Here is a 20,478-nt window from a genome sequence, read left to right as displayed (position 1 = left end):
TGTCCGACAATGAGGGGGGAAACCTTGCGCCGGTGGCCGATTTGCCGCGTCGCCGTCCTCTTGCCATGAGCCGCTAGCTAATCGGGCAGCTCCGCATCGGAATTTTCTCTCAGGACGGCCAGCACCCAGGTTCACGGACTGTGGCGCGGTAAAAGGCTCTTGCCCTTCTCGCGGCCGGAGTCTGAAAAGGCGCCTTCGGAAGCCGGGGGGCTCAGGAGGTCTCTCCCGTCTTGCGGAAGATTGAGAGATCCGGATTTTGAGACGCAGAACCCAGCTAAAGGCGGTCACACCGCTATGTCGAGGCCGTGTGCCACATCCTGCAGCACCACGAGCCTGACGGTGCTCATGTGACCAGCGAGACGCATTCGATCCGCAGCTTTGTCGAGACTGCCCAAGGCGGGTCGGGAAGGAGATATTTTGGGAAGGCGAAGGTGTTGACGGGTTGCGCCGGAACGCAGGAATAACGAGGCGCTGATCCAAAAAGAAACGTTGTTTCGGGCCAATCGGGGTTGGACCTGCTGATTGTCGTCAGACGAAGCGAGCCGAATGTTGCGCTACGGTGCTGATGAACGAAATTCTCGCCGGCCCGAACTTTACCGCCTTACGAGGAGGTTGCACGAAAAGCGCGGCCTCGCCCAATCGTCACCACAAAGGGGGCCGACATGGCGGCCGCAGTGTGCAACCTAGTTAAGAAGCTGGCGCAACGGAGCCGAGCGAGGCGGAACTCGAGGGGACGAGGATGAAAGCGCCCAAATGCTCAAAGAGACGGCCCACGTCGAGAAAACCCGTGCCTGGCCGAGATCGGGCAAGGGTAGCCAAGGCTACCCAGCCGTGGCGAGGCCCGTGGTCACGCTTTAGGCACGCAATAACGAAATGGAAAAATCTGCGCGAAACGGTCGCACCGGTATTGACATTAATTGACACACCCCGCGAACACTTGCATAAGCCACATAGTGGTAGTGACTAGGTGCATGCCGCACCCAAATTTTCCCAAGGGGCGAGGTCTGATCTATGGCGGCACTGGCGAAATTCAGACCAGTTGATTCCGGCCAGCACGACAAGGACGAACTCCGCGAGATTGTCCGTGAGCGCTCTTTTCGATTCGGACGCTACACGCTCTCGTCGGGCATAGAGAGCGACATCTATTTCAATATGAAGCCTACCATGATGGTGGCGCGAGGCGCGCAACTTGCCGCTCTTGAGTTCCTAAAAATAGCCAAGCAAGTGAAAGCAGAGTACGTCGGCGGACTTGAAATGGGAGCGGTCCCCGTAATCGGATCGATGGCGGCTGTCAGCTCGGTGATGAACAATCCCATAAACACGATTTTCGTTCGCAAGGCTCCAAAGGCCCATGGCACAAGGGATGTGATTGAAGGTCTTGGGCCTAAAGAAGATCTTCAGGGAAAAGTGGTCCTGATCGTTGACGACGTTGCCACAAGCGGCAAGTCGATATTGAAGGCGATTGAAGAGGTTCGCCGCGTCGGCGGCATTGTGGGTGACGCTGCTTGCCTCGTGGACCGTGACGAGGGAGCTACGGCCCTGCTAGTCCAACATGGCGTCACGCTGCACTCCGTACTGCATGCGAGCGAATTTGTGGAACGCCACTGACAATCTCGTACAACGTCTTTCCGGCGACCTAGCCTTGGAGGACATTCCGCCGCTTTGCAGCGAGTGCAGGCGCCTCGCGAGTAAGAGCGATTGCCCTTGCCCATCTTCCCTGCTTTTGGTGCAACATATGCTCGCTGCCGTTCACCAGCGGCTTGACGCTAGTGACTACCTTTCAGAGCAACGCGCCCTAAGACTGAAGGCTTTTACCGGCTATCTGGCGGCGGTCGTTCGAATAGCTTCAGAGAGAGGCGACGCGGCACCCTGGATTGATCTAGCAACCCGGTTTAGCGCTCTTTTCGGTCCCGACGAGGTTGCCCATTAATCTCGCGCTTATCGCTTTTTTGTGGAACGAGCAGCCCTCCGTCGGGAACTGCGTCATCGATCGCGAGCGGCATGCCGGCGCATTGCGAGCGTAAAAGCGCCGAGCAGCCGGTGCTAGATCTCGAACGCGACGACGCCGATTGGCGCGATGCGCGTCGGTCGGGGGCCCTCGTGCCCAAGCATTGTGCGTGCCCATTCCGCAGCATCATGATATTGTTCGAAAATCGCCGCCGCTTGGCCTCACCCGTTGCGCTGCCGGGTGAGCGGAAATCGACCTGCCGATCCAGGAACAGTGCTCCTTGCGCAGTCCCTTCATGTATCTGACATGCAAGGCTCAAATTGGATGGGCCAGCATCGATACCAATGCAAAAGAGCTCCACTTATCTTGCTCCTCTGGGAGTGTTTTCCAACTCAGCGGGATGCACAGTAGAGCTTCGAACGGCATCGGTTCGGCTTCGCAACCGTCATCGGGCCAAAAACAGCGGCAATGTCGGCTTGTCAAAGATCCATCTGGTCACACCGCCAAAGAGCCGCTCACGCAGCCGACGGCTGCCATAGGCGCCCATGACTATCATGTCGGCAGAAATGTCGGTTGCGTGCTGCGCAAGCACCGTGGCCGCCGATTTGCCGGCACTTGGCAGTAGGTCAACCGACACCCGAGCACCGTGCCGGGTGAGATAGGCAGCGATGTCGGCTCCAGCCTCCGCCCCGTTCCCGTTATAGTGGGCCTTTGGATCGACCAGGGCGACACGAACTTCCTCAGCAACGCATAGCAGACCCAGCGCTTCGCGAACCGCACGGGACGCCTCGACTCGCGAATCCCAACCGACCAGGACGCGCCGTGGCCACAGCGTCGCCTTGGCCGCCTTCGGCACAACGAGCATCGGCTTTCCCGTGTCGAACAAGCAGCCGTTGACCACAGGAGGTCCGAGATTCTCGTCGTTGAGGAGCCCCGGTCCGGTGATCGTGAGGTCGGCGCAGATCGCCCGCTGTCGTACCAGTTCACCGAGGCTCGCCGGATCGTAATAGTCGGTGTCAACGTCGTAGGCGAGCGACATAGATTCCAGCAGTTTCTTGATATCTCTGGAGCGATTTTCCAGCCTGACCGCGTCCTGTGCACATCGATCGATTTGCCGCAACCGTTTGTTCGATATGGCAATTACCTGTCCACGTCCTACCGGCCACTCGAGGACACCCTCTCCGATCCGATGCCACATAAGGAGCGTCGGAGCGGGTATAATCAGTACGGAAAGATGAGCGCCGATTTCCGCACACAAGCCGGCAGCAGTTCTGACGTCCTGATCGGAATGGTCAGCGCCGGTCAGACAGAGTACGGTTCTATAGGCCATTTTCCTTCTTCTTCCTGAGTATTCGTTGAGGGCGTTTCAGGCCGCGAGACCGGCTCACAGCGCGAGGAAAAGGGAGTGGCACCACACCGGACACTTGATTCAGCCGTCCAGCTTCTCGAGCGAGTAGCCGGACGACCTCACGGTACGGATGACGATATCGGTCGAGGCCGTCTCCAGCGCCCTTCTAAGCCGACTGATGTGGACATCGACTGTGCGTTCACCGACATGGATATTGGCCGGCCAGGCCGCGCCGATCATCTCGTCCCGGCTGAAGACCTTGCCGGGAGTCTCGAGCAAATGCCGCAGCAAGTTGAACTCGATCGGTCCGAGATGAATGTCATGGCCATTGCCGCAAACCCGGCGGGCATCGAGATTCATCTTAACGTTGCCAAAAGAGAGCCAGCCGCCGTTTTCAACCCCGCTTGAACCCGGCTTCGGCAGCGCCAGCCTCGTGCGCAGACAATCGAGCAGCTTGGCCGGTGCCATTGGGCGCACAAAGCTCTCGTCAATGCCGGCCTTCAATAGATCCAGGTGCTGGTTCTCGGCGCCGGGCGCGATCAGGGCAATGATGGGCAGGCCGCCGGTCCGGGGCTCCCGCTTGAGCCGGGCGCAGATTGCGGACCCGGTAAGGCTCGTTGGACCGCAGTCCAGCACGACGGCCTGGAATTCCCGTTCGTCGGCCTTTGCAAGCGCCTCCTTGGCCCCGCCTGCCGGCTCACTGACGAAACCGTCCACCTCCAGTATGTGGCTGAGGAAGAGATAGAACTCCGCATCTTGCGAACAGATCAGGACGCGTGGCTTCATCGGCGCTACCCCGAGAACCAAATTGGCCTCGAACGCGTCGGGTGGCCGTAGCGGCTCCTCAAGGCCTGACATGATCCTCTTGCTCGAAAATGGGTTTCATGCCCGTGCCACCTCGGGATAGACGTCGATGGCTGCGATCGCATCGTCGACCAGTTTCGTACCGGCCGCGGCGAGTTTGCAGAACGTCTCGAAGCCGAACCGATGGACGTCGCGCAGGGTCTTAGACAGGACGACCAGCCGCCCGGCGGTGAAAAGCACGCGCCCGAAGCCCTCATGGCTCATTTCGATCATCGGCGATGCCATCAGGCCGGAGCGCTCCTCGATCGCAAGTGCGACGGCAGTGTAAAACTTGTCGAGTCTCCACAGCACGTCCGGATCGGGATCGCCGATGATTGGAATCGCACGGCGCTGTTCCTTGCTGACGATGAAGTCGGCCAGCAACTCGGCGTCCGCTTTGCCGTCCCAGGACCCGTGGGAATCTTGAGCACGGATCAGCCGCACGAGGCATTTGACGAACGGGCTGGCAAGGGCCGCCTCGTCATCGTTGACAGCAGGGCTGATCGCGACTTCAAACATTTTGCTCTTTCCTCGTTTCAGTCCTCGTCCTCGAAGGAGGGTTTCTTTTCGGCGACACCAGCGTCGGCCAGCACCTTGCGCAGCCAGGGCGGAGGACATGTCCTCAGCATCATCTGCGTGCGCAACAGCACCTCTTGGATCGTTTGTGGCTGCGGCGCCTTGATCGGATGGATTTTGGCAGAAACAACCTTGGCTGCCGAAGGCCCACCGATGGCCAGACAAAACAGCAGATGGCAGCCCTTCAGCGCCTCCACCTTCGGCGTGATGCGGTCATCGCCCTCGGTCCGACGCTTCCCGCTCTCATCGGAAACGTCATCGAAGGCCACGGCTTCCACGAGATGCCACTCCTCGCGAGTCACGTCGTAGACAGCAAAGCGCTTGGCCGACCCGAAATGGGCGTTGAGATTCTTCATGTCTTGCGTGGCGATGGCAACGCGCAATGCGCCTGCTCGTCGTTCTGGCATCGTTGCGCGAACTTCGTCAGTGACGAGTGAGAGGCGACGAACGGAGCTCATCTGGCATTTCTCGTTTCCGAAATGGATCAAGCGCCTCAGGCGTCGGCGCGTGCTGATTGGCCTGGAAGATGTTAGCAACCTCGAAGATCAGGTCGCGGGTCCCCTCATAGAGGATTGTGAGCTTGTGCTGGCTGCCGAGCCGGTCGAAGATTGGGAAGCCGACGCGCATGAGCGGAATGCCAAGGCGTTGCGAAGCCTGGCGACCGTGGGAGTGAGTAACGAGAAGATCCGCGCCCTCGGCAAGAGCTTCCAAATCGCCGAGATCGCCGATCTGAACCCACTCCGCCGGTACCTTTTCCAGAATCTTCGACATATCGGTCGTCGTGACCGCCGCAGCGATTTTGGAGCCCATGCCAGCGAAGAAGGTTGCGAGCTGATAGAGTTGGTCTGGTTCGGCAGCGATCGCAATTTTCTTGCCTCCGAAATGAAAATGTCCGTCGAGCAAAGCATCCTGCAATTGCGCCCGGCGACGGCGCACCCGGGTCGGCACCGCCGCGCCCGAAACCGCCGACAGCACCGAGACGAACCGGTCGACAGCCTTCAATCCGGTCAGCGACTGCAACACCACGTAAGGCACGCCGGTCAACCCGTGCAGCGTTTTCGCCGGGTGGCGCATGTGCTCGCCGATGACGATGCATTGCGCGGCTGTGCCAAGCTCGCGGATTTCTTCAACGCTGGTGCCGCCATAGGTAGTCGTTACCCAGCGGTCAGGGACCGTACCGTCGAGCGAGCCGGAGACGTCCGGCAGGATGATCGGCTTGAGGCCAAAACTTTCAACCATGTCACGCAAATGCTCGACGTCAGCGACAGTGAGGTTGCATCCGGGCAGGATTGCGATCTTCTTCGGTTGCCTGGTCCGTGCGCCCGACCGTGTAATCCCGTCGATCATCGCCGCGACAGCCTTGGCCCAGCCCTCTTCGATCGCGCCGTCAAAATCAGGCGTGTTGGCCAGCACGACCTCCGTACCTGCGAGCTCTTCCACGTGCTTCAGCTTGACGTTGGCGATATCACTCGCGCAATCTTCGCCACGGGTCTCGACCAGCGCTGTCGTGCAAACTCCTATCAGCTTTGGCTTAGTGCGAATTTTGAGGTTGAGGATCGCCTCTTCCAGATGGTCCGCTCCGCCGAGTATGGTGTTCACCTCGTCCATCGCCGTTGTCTGCAAGGGGATCGCTTCCTTGAAATGCCGCACGAAGAGCACGAGCGCGAAGCTGGTGCAGCCTTGCGTGCCGTGGAACAGGGGCATTGCACCGTCGACTCCAAGAAAAGCGAAGGCGGCACCCAGCGGCTGTGACGACTTCAGCGGGTTGACCGCCGCTGATTTGGTATTGCGAAGGATGCGGACCATCGGATTTCCTCAACGCTCGCCTAAGCGCTCAGCCGCCGCGCCGGCGAAATCATCGAGAGCGTTCACAGTATCGGTTCCGTTCTTCGTGCTCGCCAGATCGTCCTTCACGGCAGGCTGGCAATCCCACGGCGCCGGCTCCTGCACCTGGCTCCAGATCGGGTTGTGAATGGCGAGGTCGATCTGCCGTACAAGTTCCACCATGCCGTCATAGCCGGCATAAGGATGTTGGCGCTCCTGGTTGATATCCAGCCAGGGTGTCTTGGCCTTCAGGGCGATGAATTGCGTGCGCCCACCCGACAGCATGATATCGGCCTTGCCTTCTGAGAGCATGGCGTAAAGATCGCGCGCTGCCATCTGCTCGAACATGTGGTTTTCGTCCTTGAGGATGCGTTTGATCCGTTCCTTGTCTTCGACGGTGGATTTCTTGACCGAGGTGCCGACGATCTCCATGCCGATCTCCATCAGCGCGTGGACAACTGACCAGGACTTCACACCGCCTGTGTTGAGCAGCACGCGCTTGCCTTGCAGCCGCCGGCGGTAGGCCTCGAGCTTCTTCCACGCAATCGCCTCCTGCTCAGCAATCAGCGTGTCTGTGCGATCGAGGATCTCCGCATCGGCGCCCTTCCTCACCAGCAGCTCCGCAAGCTTGCGAAGTGCTTCCGACGTATCGGTTATGCCGTAGAAGGAGCCCTCGAAGAACGGGATGTCCCAGCGCTCCTCCATCTTGCGGGCCAGATTGATGAGTGCGCTTGAGCACACCATCATAGCCGCCCGGGCGCGGTGCGCGGATGCAACGTCGATGTAACGCGCATCGCCCGGGATGCAGGCGCGCACCCGGATGCCGAGCCGATCAAGCAGCGGCTTCACCAGCCAAAATTCGCCGGAGAGGTTGAATTCGCCAAGGATGTTTATGTCGTAGGGCCCGGCGTCGTCTGGTTCCACCGTGCCAATGACATGATCGAGCAGCGCTTCGGCGGCGAGTTTGTTGCCGAGGTGCTTGGAGCCGGCCAAACCAGGCGCATTGATCGGCACCACGGCCAAGCCGAATTTTTCGGCCGCGCGTCTGCACACGGCATCAATGTCGTCGCCGATCAGCGCCGTCACGCAGGTTGAATAGACGAAGATTGCCGGCGGCGCATATGTTTCCTTGATCTGGCGGATCGCTTTGAACAGCTTCCGCTCGCCCTGGCCCATCACGACGTCGAGTTCGGTAAGGTCGGTCGTGAAGCTTGTCCGCCACAGGGTTGGCCCGGACGAAGCTGCGCCTCTGTTGTCCCAGGAATTGCCCTCACAGGCGAGGGGTGCATGGACCAGGTGCGCAACGTCGGTGATCGGCTGCAGGACGATCTTAGCGCCGTCAAAGGCGCAGCCGCCGGCCGCCGCCCCGGGGGTCAGTGGCTTCGAGCAGCCCTCCTTGCGCGCCTTGGCATCCTTGCTGCGGTTTTTATCGCAGGCGGGCTCGTCGAAAACATCCTGGATCTTGACACTGAGCGAGGTCATTGCGTCAGTCCCCGAAGTCCATTGGGCGATGGGCGGCCACGGCGAAAAGCCGGCACCGGCTCTTAGCGGGTGAGGTCATAGGAATAATCCGTCACGCCAGTCTCGCTCGACTCGCGATCGAGCTTGTCGAATATCTTGTCGAGGATCGTCGTCAGCACGCGTAAACCGCCCTGGTAGCCCATCAGCGCAAAGCGATGGTGATGGTGTCGGTCGAAGATTGGAAACGTCAGCCGGATCAACGGCGTGCCGGTATCGCGCTCCAGATACTTGCCATAGGAATTGCCGATCAGCAGGTCCACCGGCTCTGTAAAAAGCAACGAGCGCATTGCCCAGAGATCCTTGCCCGCCCAGACCTGCGCATCCTGGCCGAAGGGCGAGGATGCAAGCAATTCCTTCATCTCGGCCTCCCAGGCCGATGTGCCGTTGGTCGCGAGGCAATGTGTCGGCTCGCCGCCGGTCTCCATGACGAAGCGGGCCATGGCGTAGACGAAGTCCGGATCCCCATAGATTGCGTACTTCTTACCGTGCAGCCATGACTGGCTGTCGGCCATTGCGTCAACCAGTCGGCCGCGCTCCATCCGGATTGTCTCGGGGATCTCCTTGCCGGAAATCGCCGAGACCTTCATCAGGAATTCGTCAGTCGCCTGGACACCTAGCGGATAATGGAAGGACGCCGTCGCCTGCCCGACCTCGTCGCAATATTCCAGCGTCTTGCGGGTGTTGTAACGCTGCAGCGACAGTGTCGCCTCGGCGTTGAGCGCCCCTTTCACGTCTGCAATTTTTGTGCCTCCGTCATACATGCGGTATTCGCCGTCCGACGGCGTGTCGAACTGATCGGAAGCGTCCTGAATGAAGGTATAGGTGACACCCATCAGGTCGAGAAGGCGCTTGAGTTCCCGGTTATTTCCGACGCAGAATCCGTCGAAGCCTGGAATGATGTTGAGGGTGCCAGTGACTTGCGAGCGCTCGCTGCCCTTCCAGAAATGCTCCAGCACGCCCTTCACCATACCGTCATAGCCATCGACATGGCTGCCGACGAAGGCCGGCGTATGAGCGAAAGGCACGTCGAAGTCCCCCGGGACAGAGCCTTCGTTCTTGGCGTTCTCGATGAAGCTGCGCAGGTCGTCGCCGATGACTTCAGCCATGCAGGTGGTCGAGACGGCGATCATATTGGGGTCGTAGAGCTTGTAGGTATTGGCGAGCCCGTCGACCATGTTCTTCAGGCCGCCAAACACTGCCGCGTCCTCGGTCATCGAGGAGGAAACCGCTGACGAAGGCTCCTTGAAATGTCGCGACAGATGCGAGCGGTAGTAGGCAACGCAGCCCTGGCTACCGTGGACGAAAGACATGGTCCGCTCGAAGCCCGCGGCCGCGAACACCGCGCCGAGCGGCTGGCATGCCTTGGCGGGGTTTATGACAAGCGCCTCGCGAGCGAGGTTCTTTTCGCGGTATTCCCAAGTCTTGGTCAATTCGCGTTGGTCGGTGACAATCTGATCAGGGTGCGGACATTCAAAATTCAGTTTCTTCTCGGCAAGCATTTGTCTGTATTCCGGCTCGCGGAACAGGGGAGCATGGTCGAGAACTTTTTCGGCCGATTGCGGCATGGTGGTCACCTTTTCCATCTGGCCGCGCCAAGCGGCAGCACAGGAACATCAAGACGTTAAGGGCCTCCGCGTGGATCGAGTGCCCAAAGTGTTTGTTGGCCTCCCTGCTTGGCACGGAGGCCAAGTCCTCATTCGGCGGCGACCGCCGTCGGCGGCGCGTCCTCTATCTTCTTCCACGGCGCGCGGTAGAGACCCCAGACCGGGTTGTTGATGGCCAAATCCATGTCGCGGGCGAAAATGGCGAAGCCGTCATAGCCGTGATACGGGCCGGAATAGTCCCAGGAGTGCATTTGGCGGAACGGGATGCCCATCTTCTGCACCGGGTACTTCTCCTTGATACCGGAGCCAACGAGATTAGGGCGGATGCCTTCGATGAACTTCTCCAGCTCGTACCCGGTGACGTCGTCATAGACGAGCGTGCCATTCTTCACGTAATGGCCGGTGCGCTGATAGTCGTCGTTGTGGGCGAATTCGTAGCCGGTGCCAACGATCACCATGCCGAGGTCCTCGTAGGCAGTGATGACGTGACGGGGGCGCAGGCCGCCGACATAGAGCATCACCGTGCTGCCTTCGAGTCGCGGTCGGTACTTGGCTGTGACGGCATCGACCAAGGGCCGGTACTTGGCGATGACCTTTTCGGTCTTCTCCTCGATTTGCGGGCCGAAATGCTTGGCGATGTTGCGCAGGGAGGCTTCGATCTGGGAGGGGCCGAAGAAATTGTATTCCATCCAAGGGATGCCGTACTTTTCCTCCATGTGCCGGCAGATGTAGTTCATCGACCGGTAGCAGTGGATCAAATTGAGTTTGGCCTTGGGCGCGCGCTCTATCTCGGCGAGCGTGGCGTCGCCCGACCAGTTGCCGACTACCCGAAGCCCAATCTCCTCGAGCAGGATTCGCGACGCCCAGGCATCGCCGCCAATGTTGTAGTCGCCGACGACGTTGACGTCATATGGGCCGGACTCGAACTTGACATCTTCCTTATCGAAGACCCAATCGCGGATCGCATCATTTGCGATGTGGTGACCGAGCGATTGTGAAACGCCGCGGAAACCTTCGCAGCGCACCGGTACAATCGTCTTTTCGTGCTCCTTGGCCTTCTTGCGCGACACTGCCTCGATATCGTCCCCGATCAGGCCGATTGGGCATTCCGACTGAACCGAGATGCCGCCATTGAGCGGAAACAGGTCCTCGATCTCGTCGATGATCTTTTCCAGCTTCTTGTCGCCGCCGAAAACGATGTCCTTCTCCTGGAAGTCGGAGGTGAACTGCATCGTCACGAACGTGTCGATGCCCGTCGTGCCGACGTAATAGTTGCGGCGTTGCGACCAGGAATATTGCCCACAGCCGACCGGCCCGTGCGAGACGTGGACCATATTCTTGACCGGACCCCACACCACGCCCTTGGAGCCGGCATAGGCGCAGCCGCGGATTGTCATCACGCCCGGAATGGATTTGATGTTCGATTTGACGTCGCATTCGGAAAGGCCCTTGTCCTCCGCTGTGGCCTCGTCCTTGCTCATTGCGACACTGAGGTGCTTCTTGCGACGCTTCGCCGCCTTGTCTGGATATTGCGACAGCACGTCTTCGATAAGCTTCGCATGCAAAGCGCCGTCATTCTCATAGTCGAGGCCCATGGGACCTGCCCCTTTCAAGGATCGTAACGCCTCGCCAACGAGGCCTTGTTTCGTATAAAGGGGCGCCAGATCACAGTCGGCGCCCCCTGTCGGGTAGGGGCCCTTACTGAGCGACGGCCAATGTCGCTTCCTTGGCCTGAAGCTCCGCAAGCATCTGCTCGTCGCTCTTCATGATGCCGAAGTCGAGCAGCATGTCCTCGAGCTCTTCCATGGTGATTGGGGTCGGGATGGTGCCCTGACCCGAATTGAGATGGATCTTCTGGGCCAACGCGCGGTACTCCCCTGCCTGTTTGGAGTCCGGCGCATATTGGATAACGGTCATCTTCCTTAGTTCGGCGTGCTGGACGATGTTGTCGCGCGGCACGAAGTGGATGAGCTTGGAATTGAGCCTGGCGGCCAACGCCTCGGAGAGGTCGAGCTCGCGGTCGGTCTGGCGCTCGTTGCAGATCAGCCCGCCGAGCCGCACGCCGCCCGAATGGGCGTATTTCAGGATACCCTTGGCGATGTTGTTGGCGGCATAGAGCGCCATCATCTCGCCGGACATGACGATGTAGATTTCCTGGGCCTTGTTTTCGCGGATCGGCATCGCGAAGCCGCCGCACACCACGTCGCCCAGCACGTCGTAAGAGACATAGTCGACATTGTCATAGGCGCCGTTCTCCTCGAGGAAGTTGATCGAGGTGATGACGCCGCGGCCGGCGCAGCCGACACCCGGCTCGGGGCCGCCGGACTCCACGCACTTGATGTCTTTGTAGCCGATCTTGAGCACGTCCTCGAGTTCGAGGTCCTCCACAGAACCTTCCTCGGCGGCGAGATGCAGAACAGTATCCTGCGCCTTTGCGTTCAGGATCAGGCGGGTAGAGTCGGCTTTGGGGTCACAGCCGACGATGAGGATCTTCTGTCCGAGGTCGACCAGAGCGGCGAGCGTATTTTGAGAGGTGGTGGACTTGCCGATGCCTCCCTTTCCGTAGAATGCGATCTGACGCAGACCTGACATGTTGCTTTCCTTCCTTCTTTCCATCCATAGCGGCTATCCGCGACTTGAAGTCCGGTCGGCAGAACCCGGCGCCTCGCACCGATCGTCTCAAAACTCGTGCCAATTTGGCCAGTTGGATCGAAGAAGAAATTTTATGTTTGCTTTTCAGCTATTTAACATTTGGCAAAAATATTAAATTGGCTAAATAAACTTGTGTGGCGGATCTGACAAAGGCGACAGTAGATGTCGGATGGCGATGAGTGAGACGTCGGCCGCAGAGGCCGGAAAGAAGCAAGTTGTCAAAATCTGATGGCGCCCCCTCCCGACGCCATGGCGATGTGCCAGTTTAGTGATTGCCAGAATCGACCAAGACAGAGAGGGCACCCATGGAACGAGGTGCTATCATTGGATTCGATCTCGCAAAGCGGGTCTTCCAGGTTCACGGCGCGGTGAGTAACCGGAAGGTTGTCTTTCGCAAGAAGCTGTCGCGCGCAGTTGCTGCCGTTTCTCGCCGGATAGCCCTGCTCGGGCATGCCGCTCGGCTCCTGCCGCCGGCCTTTGTGAAACCATTTGTAAAGCGGCAGAAGAACTTGGCTGACGCGGAGGCGATCACGGAAGTGGTCTCTAGACGACAATGCGCTTCGTGGCTGTCAAAACCGAGGAGCAAAAAAACTTGGTGCGCCAGCGCACGAGCCTAATCCCCTCACAGGGCTTCCTCAGCCGCTTGCGTCTCGACTTCTGCATGTCTTCGGTCCTGTAGCCATGCTGCCCGTTCATCCTCAGACTCCATGCGCTGGAAATAAACCGGAGAACTCACCTGCTCACACAGTCCGCCTTGAAAACTGTCAGAAAATCAAATTTGACAGGAGCATGGCCATGAGAAGGTTGACCGAACAGATTCTTGCCCACGCGAAAGGGCTGCCAGAGGGCACGCCGGTCGCAGCTAAGAGCTTGCTTCACCTCGGGAATCGCGCCGCGGTGGATCAGGCATTGTCGCGTCTAGCAGAGCGGACGCAGTTGATCCGGGCGGGTCGCGGCGTCTATGTCCTTCCGGTCACGAGCAGGTTCGGCATCCGGGCTCCCTCCGTGGAGCAAGCGGTCGAGGCGCTTGCCAGCCAGCGCGGGGAGATCATCGTCCCGAGTGGGGCCGCTGCCGCCAACATCCTAGGTCTCACGACACAGGTGCCGGTCCGGTCGGTCTATCTGACTTCCGGCCGCACCCGGAAGGTGAGCCTCGGCAAGCAGGTCGTCGAGCTTCGCCACGCGCCTAGTTGGCAGCTCGCCATGGCGCATCGGCCCGCTGGCGAGGCAGTGCGAGCGTTAGCTTGGCTTGGGCCGGAGAAGGCTGAAGCCGCCCTCCAGACAATGAAGCGGAAACTCCCGCCGGGTGCCTTCAGCGAGCTGGTCGCGGTAGCGCCGCAGCTTCCGACCTGGCTGGCGCGCAGCATGGGCAAGGCCGCACATGGCGGTGGCGATATCGACTAGCGCACGGCCGATCCCGCCTGCCGCTCCCTAATGGATGACGATGGGTCCTGCCTGCTTCATATGAACCTCTCCGAGCCAGATCTGGACGCGAGCCAGCCGCAAGACCGGTCGCGGCATTGCAAGGCGTCCTGTGACTGTCCATACCGGGTAGACGTGTTGCCTCCCGGGACCGCTCCAGCGATGCGGCTCCCGTTTGGGAGCCTTGGAAGGCATTGTGGTGACATGCGTTGGATTTTCAGTTTGATGACGAGCTGCGGCGCTTTCTGAGCGCGTAAACCGGGTCATTGGGATGCGCTGCTCCGATCGGTTGCCGTAGGCCGAACCGTTCTGCCTCGGGGACCGCTGGTGGGGTCTGCTCTTCGAACCAATCGTAAACCACGGTCCGTTCGGCGATGCGCCACGCGCCCTCCCTCTTCTGAAACAGATCGCAGTAACGGCCGCAGAGGAGCACCTGACGTGCTTCTCCGTCTTCGTCTGGTCCGCGTTGCAGCCCGGTGAAATAGCTTTCGACCAAGGCCTCCGTCGGGTCGATGAATTCGATCAATACGTTCGTGATCTGGTGGATTAAGCGCGGTCCGGTCTTGAAGACACCAAGCGCAAACTCGATGAAGCCCTCGGCTGAGCCACAATAGGCGCCGTGATTGTCATGCGCATCGGGCCAATACGCACTGCGCAGCGCAGCCTCATCGGCGCGGTCTATGCCGCGGCAATACCGATAAAGGCAGTCGCGGATCGCCTCGCGGTCGCCCAGTTCGGTGATTTTCGCATGGCCCATCGCTCTCTCGCAAAATCTGAGATTGGAAGAGGCGTTTCGTGCCTGTAGATGCGTCCAAAGACGAACCGATCGGCTTGAAGACGCCAGAATGGAGACGAACTTCACGTGTAGCAAGCGCTCATGGAGGCCTCGAGGCCGCAGAGGAGGCAGGCAGGCAAGCGGCCGGACACGTTGCTTTGCGGTGTGGGCCTCGTCATTCCACCTAAGCTTCCCCAGCTTTTGGTTGAATGGCGGCTGGATCGAACCGGGCCGCCGATGAGCTATCGACTTCCAGCGCGCGTTCGGGGCAGGATCGCACGGCCCGTGACGCGAGCAGTTCGTCCCCTTGCGCGACATTGATATCGCCAGGCAGGACGTATCCCTCATCATCTAGCGTGAAAATGCTTGGCGCTTGCGCCGAGCATCGCGCGTGACCCTGGCATTTGGCATTGTGGACGATAATGCGCATAGCGCTGACCTCCATTGTCTTGCCATGGCTCGGGACGGCCATGGTCATGACCAGTCCAGGATCAGATTTTCGATTCCGAACACATGGCCGCCACAGGTGATGGGCGCTGTACCTTCCTTGATCCGGAAGGTCGGAAGGCGCGCCAGCCACTCCTCCAGGCCAATGACAATCTCGCGCCGGGCAAGGTGTGAGCCAAGGCAACGGTGGGGACCATAGCCAAAGGCGGCGTGGCGGTTGTGCTCTCGCGCCAGATCAACCGTGTTGGGGGATTCGAATTCCTCCGGGTCGCGATTTGCAATCATCGTGGCGCAGGAAACATAGTCCCCCTTTCGGATCGGCGCGCCTTCGAAGTCGATATCTTTCGTAGCCACGCGGATCAACTGAATGGGCGGATAGGCCCGCAGCAATTCTTCGGTTGCGAGCACGATGCGGTCCGGTTCGCTGCGCAGCAGTTCCTGATCCTTGAGGTTGCGCGCAAGATAAGCTAAGTCAAAGCCTATAGATGCTGCGACGGTGTCAAGTCCCGCGACGAAGACAAGCACGCCGATGCCTCGGATTTCGTCGTCGGTTAGCCGCCGGCCCTCAACCTGTGCCTGCACGATGAAGGTCATGAGATCGTCGACCGGATCCTTGCGGCGATTGTTTGCAACTTCATCGATAAAAGCCACAATTTTGCGGGCAGCCACAGGTCGTTCCACATCGTTGCCGTGGAGCAGATCTTTCGCCCAGCCGACAAATGTATCGAGGCCCTGATCCGGCAAGCCCAGAAAGCGAAGGAAGATGCCGACAGTGAACGGAAAGGCAAAATCCTTCATGACGTCGCAGCTCGTGCCCGATGCGGTGATCCCGTCGATCAGGGCTATCGCTCGCTCACGGACAGCCGGTTCCAGTGCCGTCACCCGCTTGGGCGAAAGCAGCGGACTAAGTAGCGAGCGAAAGGCGCCATGGGCCGGTGGATCGAGCTCAAGCGGGATCGTCGGCCAGGTTTCGCCCAGTACGGAGGAGAAGATGCTGCGATGGCTGGAAAAAGTTTCAGCGTCCTGCAGCACCTTACGCTGGTCTGCGGCGCGGGTGATGACCCAGGTGCCCCGGCCATCTTGCGTGTTGTAGGGGGAATAGAAGATCGGAGGCCCGTCATGTGCGCAAGCTACCGCTGCGTGTGGATCCCCGTTGGGCGTTGGTGGCATGCCTGGCGACGTGAACAGGCTGAAGTCCCTCACCATTTCGCGCGGGACATGATCTGGAATCGGGTTGATCGCCATTGGGCTTCTCCTGCCGTCTAACCGCAAACTAAGGCCGCGCGGCATGGCACTTGGCCATCCGGCAAGCTTGTAACCCTCTTGGCCAGACTGCCGCCTGCCCGCCAAAGACCGACGAGCGAAATCGTCGGACACGGCATTTTCAGCTTCGAACGGCGAGCCGGAAATGAAGCTCTTCCCCACAACGGGTTCAGGCCGGTCATCTCTTCAGGATGTCTGTAGCGCGGCACGCGAGAAGCGGTACCCGTCGACATCGCTTTCGCCGATTCCCGCGAGCGCACGCGATGTGGGCATGAGCAAACATGCGGGTCGTATCTCATGCCCTGTTCGATCGATGGCCGTTGGCCGCTGCCAGGCGAACTGCTGGTGTCCACGCCAGCCACGCCGGTCGGGCTTTCACAGGCAGTGCCTTTGGACAGATCGGCTCGACGCGGACCCGAGATGTTGTCTTCCTTGGCTGCATTGATCGCGATGGTACCCACAACATGAGCTCCAGGCGGTAGCTGCCGCCGCCTCACGAGAGAGCTTCAAAAGTCGTGCCAGCGGCGCGGAAAGAGCCCTGCAGAAGATTTGTACATATCATTCAACAGTTTGATCGAATGCGCAGCCGCAAGCCTGGCGGCGCGCAGCCGTGTCGCGGACCTGACAAAGCCGACAGCAAAGTCGCGGCAGATTCAATGCTCCGCGAGTGCAAGGCGGTTTCCCGCCACCTCGGGACGGTGCCCGCCGGACGTGCTGGCTTTTTTTGTACCCGCTGCCGATTTCGAAGCTGTCTGGCGAGCGTCGATAGGGCGAAGCGCGTAAGGCCCGTATCAATCCTCGGGAACGAAGGCCACAGGGGCTCTCGTCAGGTTAGCCCCGATCGACTCCTGTCCTCCTCCCGACTATGAGCCCAGATTCTCGCTGCGAATTCGAGTCACCTATGCTCTGTGCGATCCGGCGACCCTTCGGTCCGACTTCCGACAGTTTTGTCCAGCTTCGGACAAAGAGGTTCGCGGCTTGAACGCATAAAGGCGATGCCCCTCTACCCAGAGCTCACGATCAGGTGATTACGGGCGCGCTCGGTCTCGGCGAAGGCAGGATCCTAGCCGCTCAAAGCAAAGAGTTGTCGCTGCAAAACACAGTGTGAATCCCAGCCTAAAAATCAAATGGCATGGCGCTTGCGTCGTACTGGGCAGAACCCATCACAAGGTGGCCAGGAGTAAGACCATTGCTGACATCGCGACGCCCCGTACAAGCGCGTAGTGAAACCCGTTTTCGTTGCCGCCAAATCGAGACCTCGTTCTTCAAACGCGCTCGCGAGCGGTTTTGCCAAGGCTGATCCAATGCCGACACAAAACGGGCGGCGCTCGGCCGAATTGCCGGCCGAGGTCGATGCCGCGTCAGTCTCAAGCGAAAAAGCAGCGCACCAGTTTTCCTCCAGGAGCACATTGATGACCGTCAAGAAAAAAGTTCCCTTCGTCACCTTTCACACGCGTGTTCGCGATGATTCCATCGAGGGGCCGAACCCGTACCGCTGGGAAGACAAGACATCCGAGGATTATTTCAGCGGCAAGCGCGTCGTCCTGTTCTCGCTGCCCGGTGCCTTCACGCCGACCTGCTCGACCTTCCAGTTGCCCGATTTCGAAACGCTCTACGAGCAGTTCGAGAAGGAAGGAATTGACACGATCTACTGCGTTTCCGTCAACGATGCCTTCGTCATGAATGCCTGGGGCAAGGGCCTGGGGCTGCAGAACGTCCAACTCATCCCAGACGGCTCGGGCGAGTTCACCCGCAAGATGGGCATGCTGGTTGCAAAGGACAATCTCGGCTTCGGCATGCGCTCCTGGCGCTACGCTGCCGTGATCAACAATGGGGTGGTGGAGCAGTGGTTCGAAGAGGACGGTTTCTGCGACAACTGCGAGACCGATCCCTATGGCGTATCGTCGCCGCAGAACGTCCTTGAAGCGCTGAAAGCCAAAGCCGTGACGGCTGCATGAGCTAGAGGAGTCAACGTCTCCCAAATCCCCTTGCATAAGCCCAGGGCGCTCGGAGAGGAGTTTCACGCTAACTATGGAGTCCTCAGCAAGCCTGCTTCAGCGTCAGAAGCAATCGTTGGTTTTGACGCCGCAAATGATGGAATCCATTCGCCTGTTGCAACTGGCGCATCCCGAACTGCATCAGTTCGTCGAGAAGGAAATCGAGAAGAACCCCTTTCTGGAACGGGCACCAAACCGGGCGCCGAAGGATGTTCCCTCGATTTCGGCCGGGAACCCGCGCATCGGGCCGACCGCGGGCGGTATGTCCGATCGGGCCTCGCAGTGGAAATCAATCCGCGGCAAAAACAATGTCGCATCGGGGGGAAACCATTCTTTCGAAGATTACTGCACGTCCATCGAAACATTGCACGACCATGTCGCTCGTCAGATCGCTCTCAGCGCATTCGCGCCGCTGGAGCGGCGAATAGCTGGCGAGCTTGCCGGTCATCTGGAAGACACCGGATACCTTGCGGTGAACCTTTCGGAACTGGCCCGCAGCCTGAATGTCCGGGAGGCTGTTGTGGAACGGGTTCTTGGAACCTTGCAGCAGTTCGATCCACCGGGCATTTTTGCGCGAACTCTCAGCGAATGCCTTGAGATACAGTTGCGGCAGCTAGACAGGTTCGACCCGGCGATGGCAGCGCTGGTCGCCAATCTTGAAGCGCTAGCGCGACGCGATTTTCAAACATTGAAGCGCCATTGCGGTGTCGATGAAGACGACCTTCTCGACATGTTGCACGAAATCCGCGCGCTCGATCCCAAGCCCGGAAACCGATTCCAATCCGGAGGGCCTGAATCGATCATACCTGATGTCTTGGTCCATCCCTCTCCTGGAGGTGGGTGGCAAATCGAACTCAATCCAGACACGCTGCCCAAAGTGCTGATGAACCAAAACTATTTTGCCGAGGTCTCGCGCCTAAGCGCCCAAAATTCGAAAGATCAGTCTTTTCTCAACGAATGCCTCCAAAACGCGAACTGGCTGATCCGCAGCCTTGATCAGCGCGCCAAGACGATCCTCAAGGTAACGGCTGAAATCATCCGCCAGCAGGACGCCTTTTTTGAACATGGGGTCGCCCACCTGCGGCCTCTCAACCTCAGGACTGTCGCGGATGCCATCAACGTGCACCAATCGACGGTAAGCCGGGTGACGTCGAACAAGTACATGCTGACCCCGCGCGGCGTGTTCGAACTGAAGTATTTTTTCACCGTCGCGATCGGCTCCTGCGAGAGCGGCGACGCGTACTCCGCCGAAGCTGTCCGCCATCAAATCAAGGCGATAGTTGCCATGGAATCGCCCTACGAGGTGCTTTCCGACGACGACATCGCCACCCGGCTCAAGGACACCGGCATCGACATTGCTCGCCGCACCGTCGCGAAATATCGTGAGGCGCTGAACATCCCGTCCTCCGCGCGACGTCGCCGCGAAAAGCGCCTGCGGCTTCGATGCCAATCAAGCCCAGGCGGCGGCGGCGGCGAAGGCGGCTCTTAATCCAAAGCGAACCCGTTCTTGATCCGTGCCAAGTGGCTTTCGCCTTCCTCCGGGCCAAAACAGCTTTCGAAATCGGGGCATTCCTGACAACTGGGCGCGGTGCATAGCGAAAAGCCTTCAGCCTCGCAGAGCTTACGATAGAAATACTTCTTCCATTTCATGTTTTTGGTGTTGCCGGCCGCCAGCGCCGGGAAATGCCTGGCGATCAAGCGGCTGAGTTCGGCCCGATTGAAAAGGCCAAGGTCCTGCCACAGATGGTCATTGCGCAAACTACGCCTGGCAATGATCTTGGCGAAGAGGGTGCTCGCCGGATCGCCTGGCCTGGCATTCCCAATGAGCAGGCCGCGCAGAAGCTCTTCCTCCATATCCGGCTCCGGATCGGTCAGCTTTTCCAGCGCGAAGGCGTTGACGGGCACAGCCGGGAAATAGCGTGTCATGACATCTCGCAGCTCGGCACGCGAAAGGCCGGTTGCTTCGGTCGCGGTCGCCTTGCCGGCCTCGGCCTCCTCGAACGCGAGGTAGGCAACACATGCAAGCGCATGCCGGTCGAACGCCGCCCCCACGTCTGTCGGCGGCCATTGGCTGGTGCTGAAACAACCACGGTGATCGGCGACTGTGGCGCCGTTCTCCTGGTCGTCTCCCCAGCTCATGCAGCAAGCTTGTCGGCCGCAAGGTGGGTCTGGCAGTTCTTTGGGCAGACGCGGCCGCAGGCTCCGCAGCCAATGCAGCGGCCGGCATGGTCGACAACCATGACCATGCGATTGAGCTC

The 20,478-nt window shown here is 59.6% G+C and carries 18 protein-coding genes and 1 pseudogene; 5 read left to right on the top strand and 14 right to left on the bottom strand.

What is annotated here, in order from left to right:
- The first annotated feature begins 1,011 nt into the window (after positions 1–1,011).
- Positions 1,012–1,608, top strand: a complete 597-nt coding sequence (gene pyrE, locus CK220_RS29210) for an orotate phosphoribosyltransferase (protein ID WP_095814839.1) — start codon at positions 1,012–1,014, stop codon at positions 1,606–1,608.
- Positions 1,609–2,393: 785 nt separating this feature from the next.
- Here the strand turns inward: pyrE and CK220_RS29200 are convergent.
- From CK220_RS29200 to nifH, 9 genes are all read right to left on the bottom strand, one after another.
- On the bottom strand, positions 2,394–3,278 hold the full coding sequence (locus CK220_RS29200) for a universal stress protein (RefSeq protein ID WP_095814837.1): 885 nt from the start codon (positions 3,276–3,278) through the stop codon (positions 2,394–2,396).
- A gap of 99 nt (positions 3,279–3,377) precedes the next feature.
- Positions 3,378–4,154, bottom strand: a complete 777-nt coding sequence (locus CK220_RS29195; protein ID WP_095814836.1) for a response regulator transcription factor — start codon at positions 4,152–4,154, stop codon at positions 3,378–3,380.
- A gap of 24 nt (positions 4,155–4,178) precedes the next feature.
- On the bottom strand, positions 4,179–4,658 hold the full coding sequence (locus CK220_RS29190) for a NifX-associated nitrogen fixation protein (protein WP_095814835.1): 480 nt from the start codon (positions 4,656–4,658) through the stop codon (positions 4,179–4,181).
- Between the two features lie 17 nt (positions 4,659–4,675).
- On the bottom strand, positions 4,676–5,173 hold the full coding sequence (nifX, locus tag CK220_RS29185; protein ID WP_095814834.1) for a nitrogen fixation protein NifX: 498 nt from the start codon (positions 5,171–5,173) through the stop codon (positions 4,676–4,678).
- Positions 5,139–6,521, bottom strand: coding sequence for a nitrogenase iron-molybdenum cofactor biosynthesis protein NifN (nifN, locus tag CK220_RS29180; RefSeq protein ID WP_095814833.1), 1,383 nt, complete (start codon positions 6,519–6,521; stop codon positions 5,139–5,141). The genes nifX and nifN overlap by 35 nt, the downstream gene beginning before the upstream one ends.
- A 9-nt stretch (positions 6,522–6,530) precedes the next feature.
- Entirely contained in the window at positions 6,531–8,021 is a 1,491-nt protein-coding gene (gene nifE, locus CK220_RS29175) for a nitrogenase iron-molybdenum cofactor biosynthesis protein NifE (protein WP_095814832.1), read from the bottom strand.
- Positions 8,022–8,083: 62 nt separating this feature from the next.
- Positions 8,084–9,625: a nitrogenase molybdenum-iron protein subunit beta gene (nifK, locus tag CK220_RS29170; RefSeq protein WP_095814856.1), complete on the bottom strand. Its 1,542-nt coding sequence runs from the start codon at positions 9,623–9,625 to the stop codon at positions 8,084–8,086.
- Between the two features lie 128 nt (positions 9,626–9,753).
- Positions 9,754–11,259, bottom strand: coding sequence for a nitrogenase molybdenum-iron protein alpha chain (nifD, locus tag CK220_RS29165; protein WP_095814831.1), 1,506 nt, complete (start codon positions 11,257–11,259; stop codon positions 9,754–9,756).
- 103 nt (positions 11,260–11,362) lie between these two features.
- Positions 11,363–12,256, bottom strand: coding sequence for a nitrogenase iron protein (nifH, locus tag CK220_RS29160; RefSeq protein ID WP_095783679.1), 894 nt, complete (start codon positions 12,254–12,256; stop codon positions 11,363–11,365).
- 365 nt (positions 12,257–12,621) lie between these two features.
- On the opposite strand from nifH, the pseudogene CK220_RS32680 reads away from it, so the two are divergent.
- A pseudogene (locus tag CK220_RS32680) lies at positions 12,622–12,956 on the top strand (IS110 family transposase); the annotation flags it as partial.
- Between the two features lie 155 nt (positions 12,957–13,111).
- On the top strand, positions 13,112–13,720 hold the full coding sequence (locus CK220_RS29155; RefSeq protein ID WP_095814855.1) for a DUF6088 family protein: 609 nt from the start codon (positions 13,112–13,114) through the stop codon (positions 13,718–13,720).
- A gap of 235 nt (positions 13,721–13,955) precedes the next feature.
- On the opposite strand, the gene CK220_RS29150 is transcribed toward CK220_RS29155, so the two are convergent.
- The 3 genes from CK220_RS29150 to CK220_RS29140 all read right to left on the bottom strand — a co-directional run bounded on the left by CK220_RS29150 (position 13,956) and on the right by CK220_RS29140 (position 16,205).
- The gene (locus tag CK220_RS29150) at positions 13,956–14,495 is read right to left on the bottom strand and encodes a nuclear transport factor 2 family protein (protein WP_095814830.1); all 540 of its coding nucleotides are present in this window, start codon (positions 14,493–14,495) and stop codon (positions 13,956–13,958) included.
- Positions 14,496–14,697: 202 nt separating this feature from the next.
- The gene (locus tag CK220_RS29145) at positions 14,698–14,943 is read right to left on the bottom strand and encodes a ferredoxin (RefSeq protein WP_095814854.1); all 246 of its coding nucleotides are present in this window, start codon (positions 14,941–14,943) and stop codon (positions 14,698–14,700) included.
- A gap of 44 nt (positions 14,944–14,987) precedes the next feature.
- Positions 14,988–16,205, bottom strand: coding sequence for a cytochrome P450 (locus tag CK220_RS29140; RefSeq protein WP_095814829.1), 1,218 nt, complete (start codon positions 16,203–16,205; stop codon positions 14,988–14,990).
- Between the two features lie 1,430 nt (positions 16,206–17,635).
- On the opposite strand from CK220_RS29140, the gene CK220_RS29135 reads away from it, so the two are divergent.
- Together CK220_RS29135 and rpoN are read left to right on the top strand one after the other, a co-directional pair.
- Positions 17,636–18,181: a peroxiredoxin gene (locus CK220_RS29135; RefSeq protein WP_095814853.1), complete on the top strand. Its 546-nt coding sequence runs from the start codon at positions 17,636–17,638 to the stop codon at positions 18,179–18,181.
- 73 nt (positions 18,182–18,254) lie between these two features.
- Entirely contained in the window at positions 18,255–19,709 is a 1,455-nt protein-coding gene (gene rpoN / locus CK220_RS29130; RefSeq protein WP_095814828.1) for an RNA polymerase factor sigma-54, read from the top strand.
- Here rpoN and CK220_RS29125 read toward each other — a convergent pair.
- Both CK220_RS29125 and CK220_RS29120 read right to left on the bottom strand, forming a co-directional pair.
- A complete protein-coding gene (locus CK220_RS29125; RefSeq protein ID WP_095814827.1) occupies positions 19,706–20,359 on the bottom strand; it encodes a nitrogen fixation protein NifQ in 654 nt (217 codons plus the stop codon). The genes rpoN and CK220_RS29125 overlap by 4 nt on opposite strands.
- Positions 20,356–20,478 (bottom strand): 4Fe-4S binding protein (locus CK220_RS29120; protein ID WP_176479247.1); only part of this gene is annotated, 123 nt, incomplete at its 5' end. The genes CK220_RS29125 and CK220_RS29120, both read right to left, overlap by 4 nt.

Source organism: Mesorhizobium sp. WSM3860 (assembly GCF_002294995.1).
Classification (GTDB): Bacteria; Pseudomonadota; Alphaproteobacteria; order Rhizobiales; family Rhizobiaceae; genus Mesorhizobium.
Note: the sequence above shows the minus strand (reverse complement) of the source record. Positions and strands in the feature narration are given on the sequence as shown.

What these genes read in the sequence shown, in the direction of transcription:
- pyrE (WP_095814839.1), top strand. Translation starts at nt 1,012, where the DNA reads ATGGCGGCACTGGCGAAATTCAGACCAGTTGATTCCGGCCAGCACGAC.
- CK220_RS29200 (WP_095814837.1), bottom strand. Translation starts at nt 3,278, where the DNA reads ATGGCCTATAGAACCGTACTCTGTCTGACCGGCGCTGACCATTCCGAT.
- CK220_RS29195 (WP_095814836.1), bottom strand. Translation starts at nt 4,154, where the DNA reads ATGTCAGGCCTTGAGGAGCCGCTACGGCCACCCGACGCGTTCGAGGCC.
- CK220_RS29190 (WP_095814835.1), bottom strand. Translation starts at nt 4,658, where the DNA reads ATGTTTGAAGTCGCGATCAGCCCTGCTGTCAACGATGACGAGGCGGCC.
- nifX (WP_095814834.1), bottom strand. Translation starts at nt 5,173, where the DNA reads ATGAGCTCCGTTCGTCGCCTCTCACTCGTCACTGACGAAGTTCGCGCA.
- nifN (WP_095814833.1), bottom strand. Translation starts at nt 6,521, where the DNA reads ATGGTCCGCATCCTTCGCAATACCAAATCAGCGGCGGTCAACCCGCTG.
- nifE (WP_095814832.1), bottom strand. Translation starts at nt 8,021, where the DNA reads ATGACCTCGCTCAGTGTCAAGATCCAGGATGTTTTCGACGAGCCCGCC.
- nifK (WP_095814856.1), bottom strand. Translation starts at nt 9,625, where the DNA reads ATGCCGCAATCGGCCGAAAAAGTTCTCGACCATGCTCCCCTGTTCCGC.
- nifD (WP_095814831.1), bottom strand. Translation starts at nt 11,259, where the DNA reads ATGGGCCTCGACTATGAGAATGACGGCGCTTTGCATGCGAAGCTTATC.
- nifH (WP_095783679.1), bottom strand. Translation starts at nt 12,256, where the DNA reads ATGTCAGGTCTGCGTCAGATCGCATTCTACGGAAAGGGAGGCATCGGC.
- CK220_RS29155 (WP_095814855.1), top strand. Translation starts at nt 13,112, where the DNA reads ATGAGAAGGTTGACCGAACAGATTCTTGCCCACGCGAAAGGGCTGCCA.
- CK220_RS29150 (WP_095814830.1), bottom strand. Translation starts at nt 14,495, where the DNA reads ATGGGCCATGCGAAAATCACCGAACTGGGCGACCGCGAGGCGATCCGC.
- CK220_RS29145 (WP_095814854.1), bottom strand. Translation starts at nt 14,943, where the DNA reads ATGCGCATTATCGTCCACAATGCCAAATGCCAGGGTCACGCGCGATGC.
- CK220_RS29140 (WP_095814829.1), bottom strand. Translation starts at nt 16,205, where the DNA reads ATGGCGATCAACCCGATTCCAGATCATGTCCCGCGCGAAATGGTGAGG.
- CK220_RS29135 (WP_095814853.1), top strand. Translation starts at nt 17,636, where the DNA reads ATGACCGTCAAGAAAAAAGTTCCCTTCGTCACCTTTCACACGCGTGTT.
- rpoN (WP_095814828.1), top strand. Translation starts at nt 18,255, where the DNA reads ATGGAGTCCTCAGCAAGCCTGCTTCAGCGTCAGAAGCAATCGTTGGTT.
- CK220_RS29125 (WP_095814827.1), bottom strand. Translation starts at nt 20,359, where the DNA reads ATGAGCTGGGGAGACGACCAGGAGAACGGCGCCACAGTCGCCGATCAC.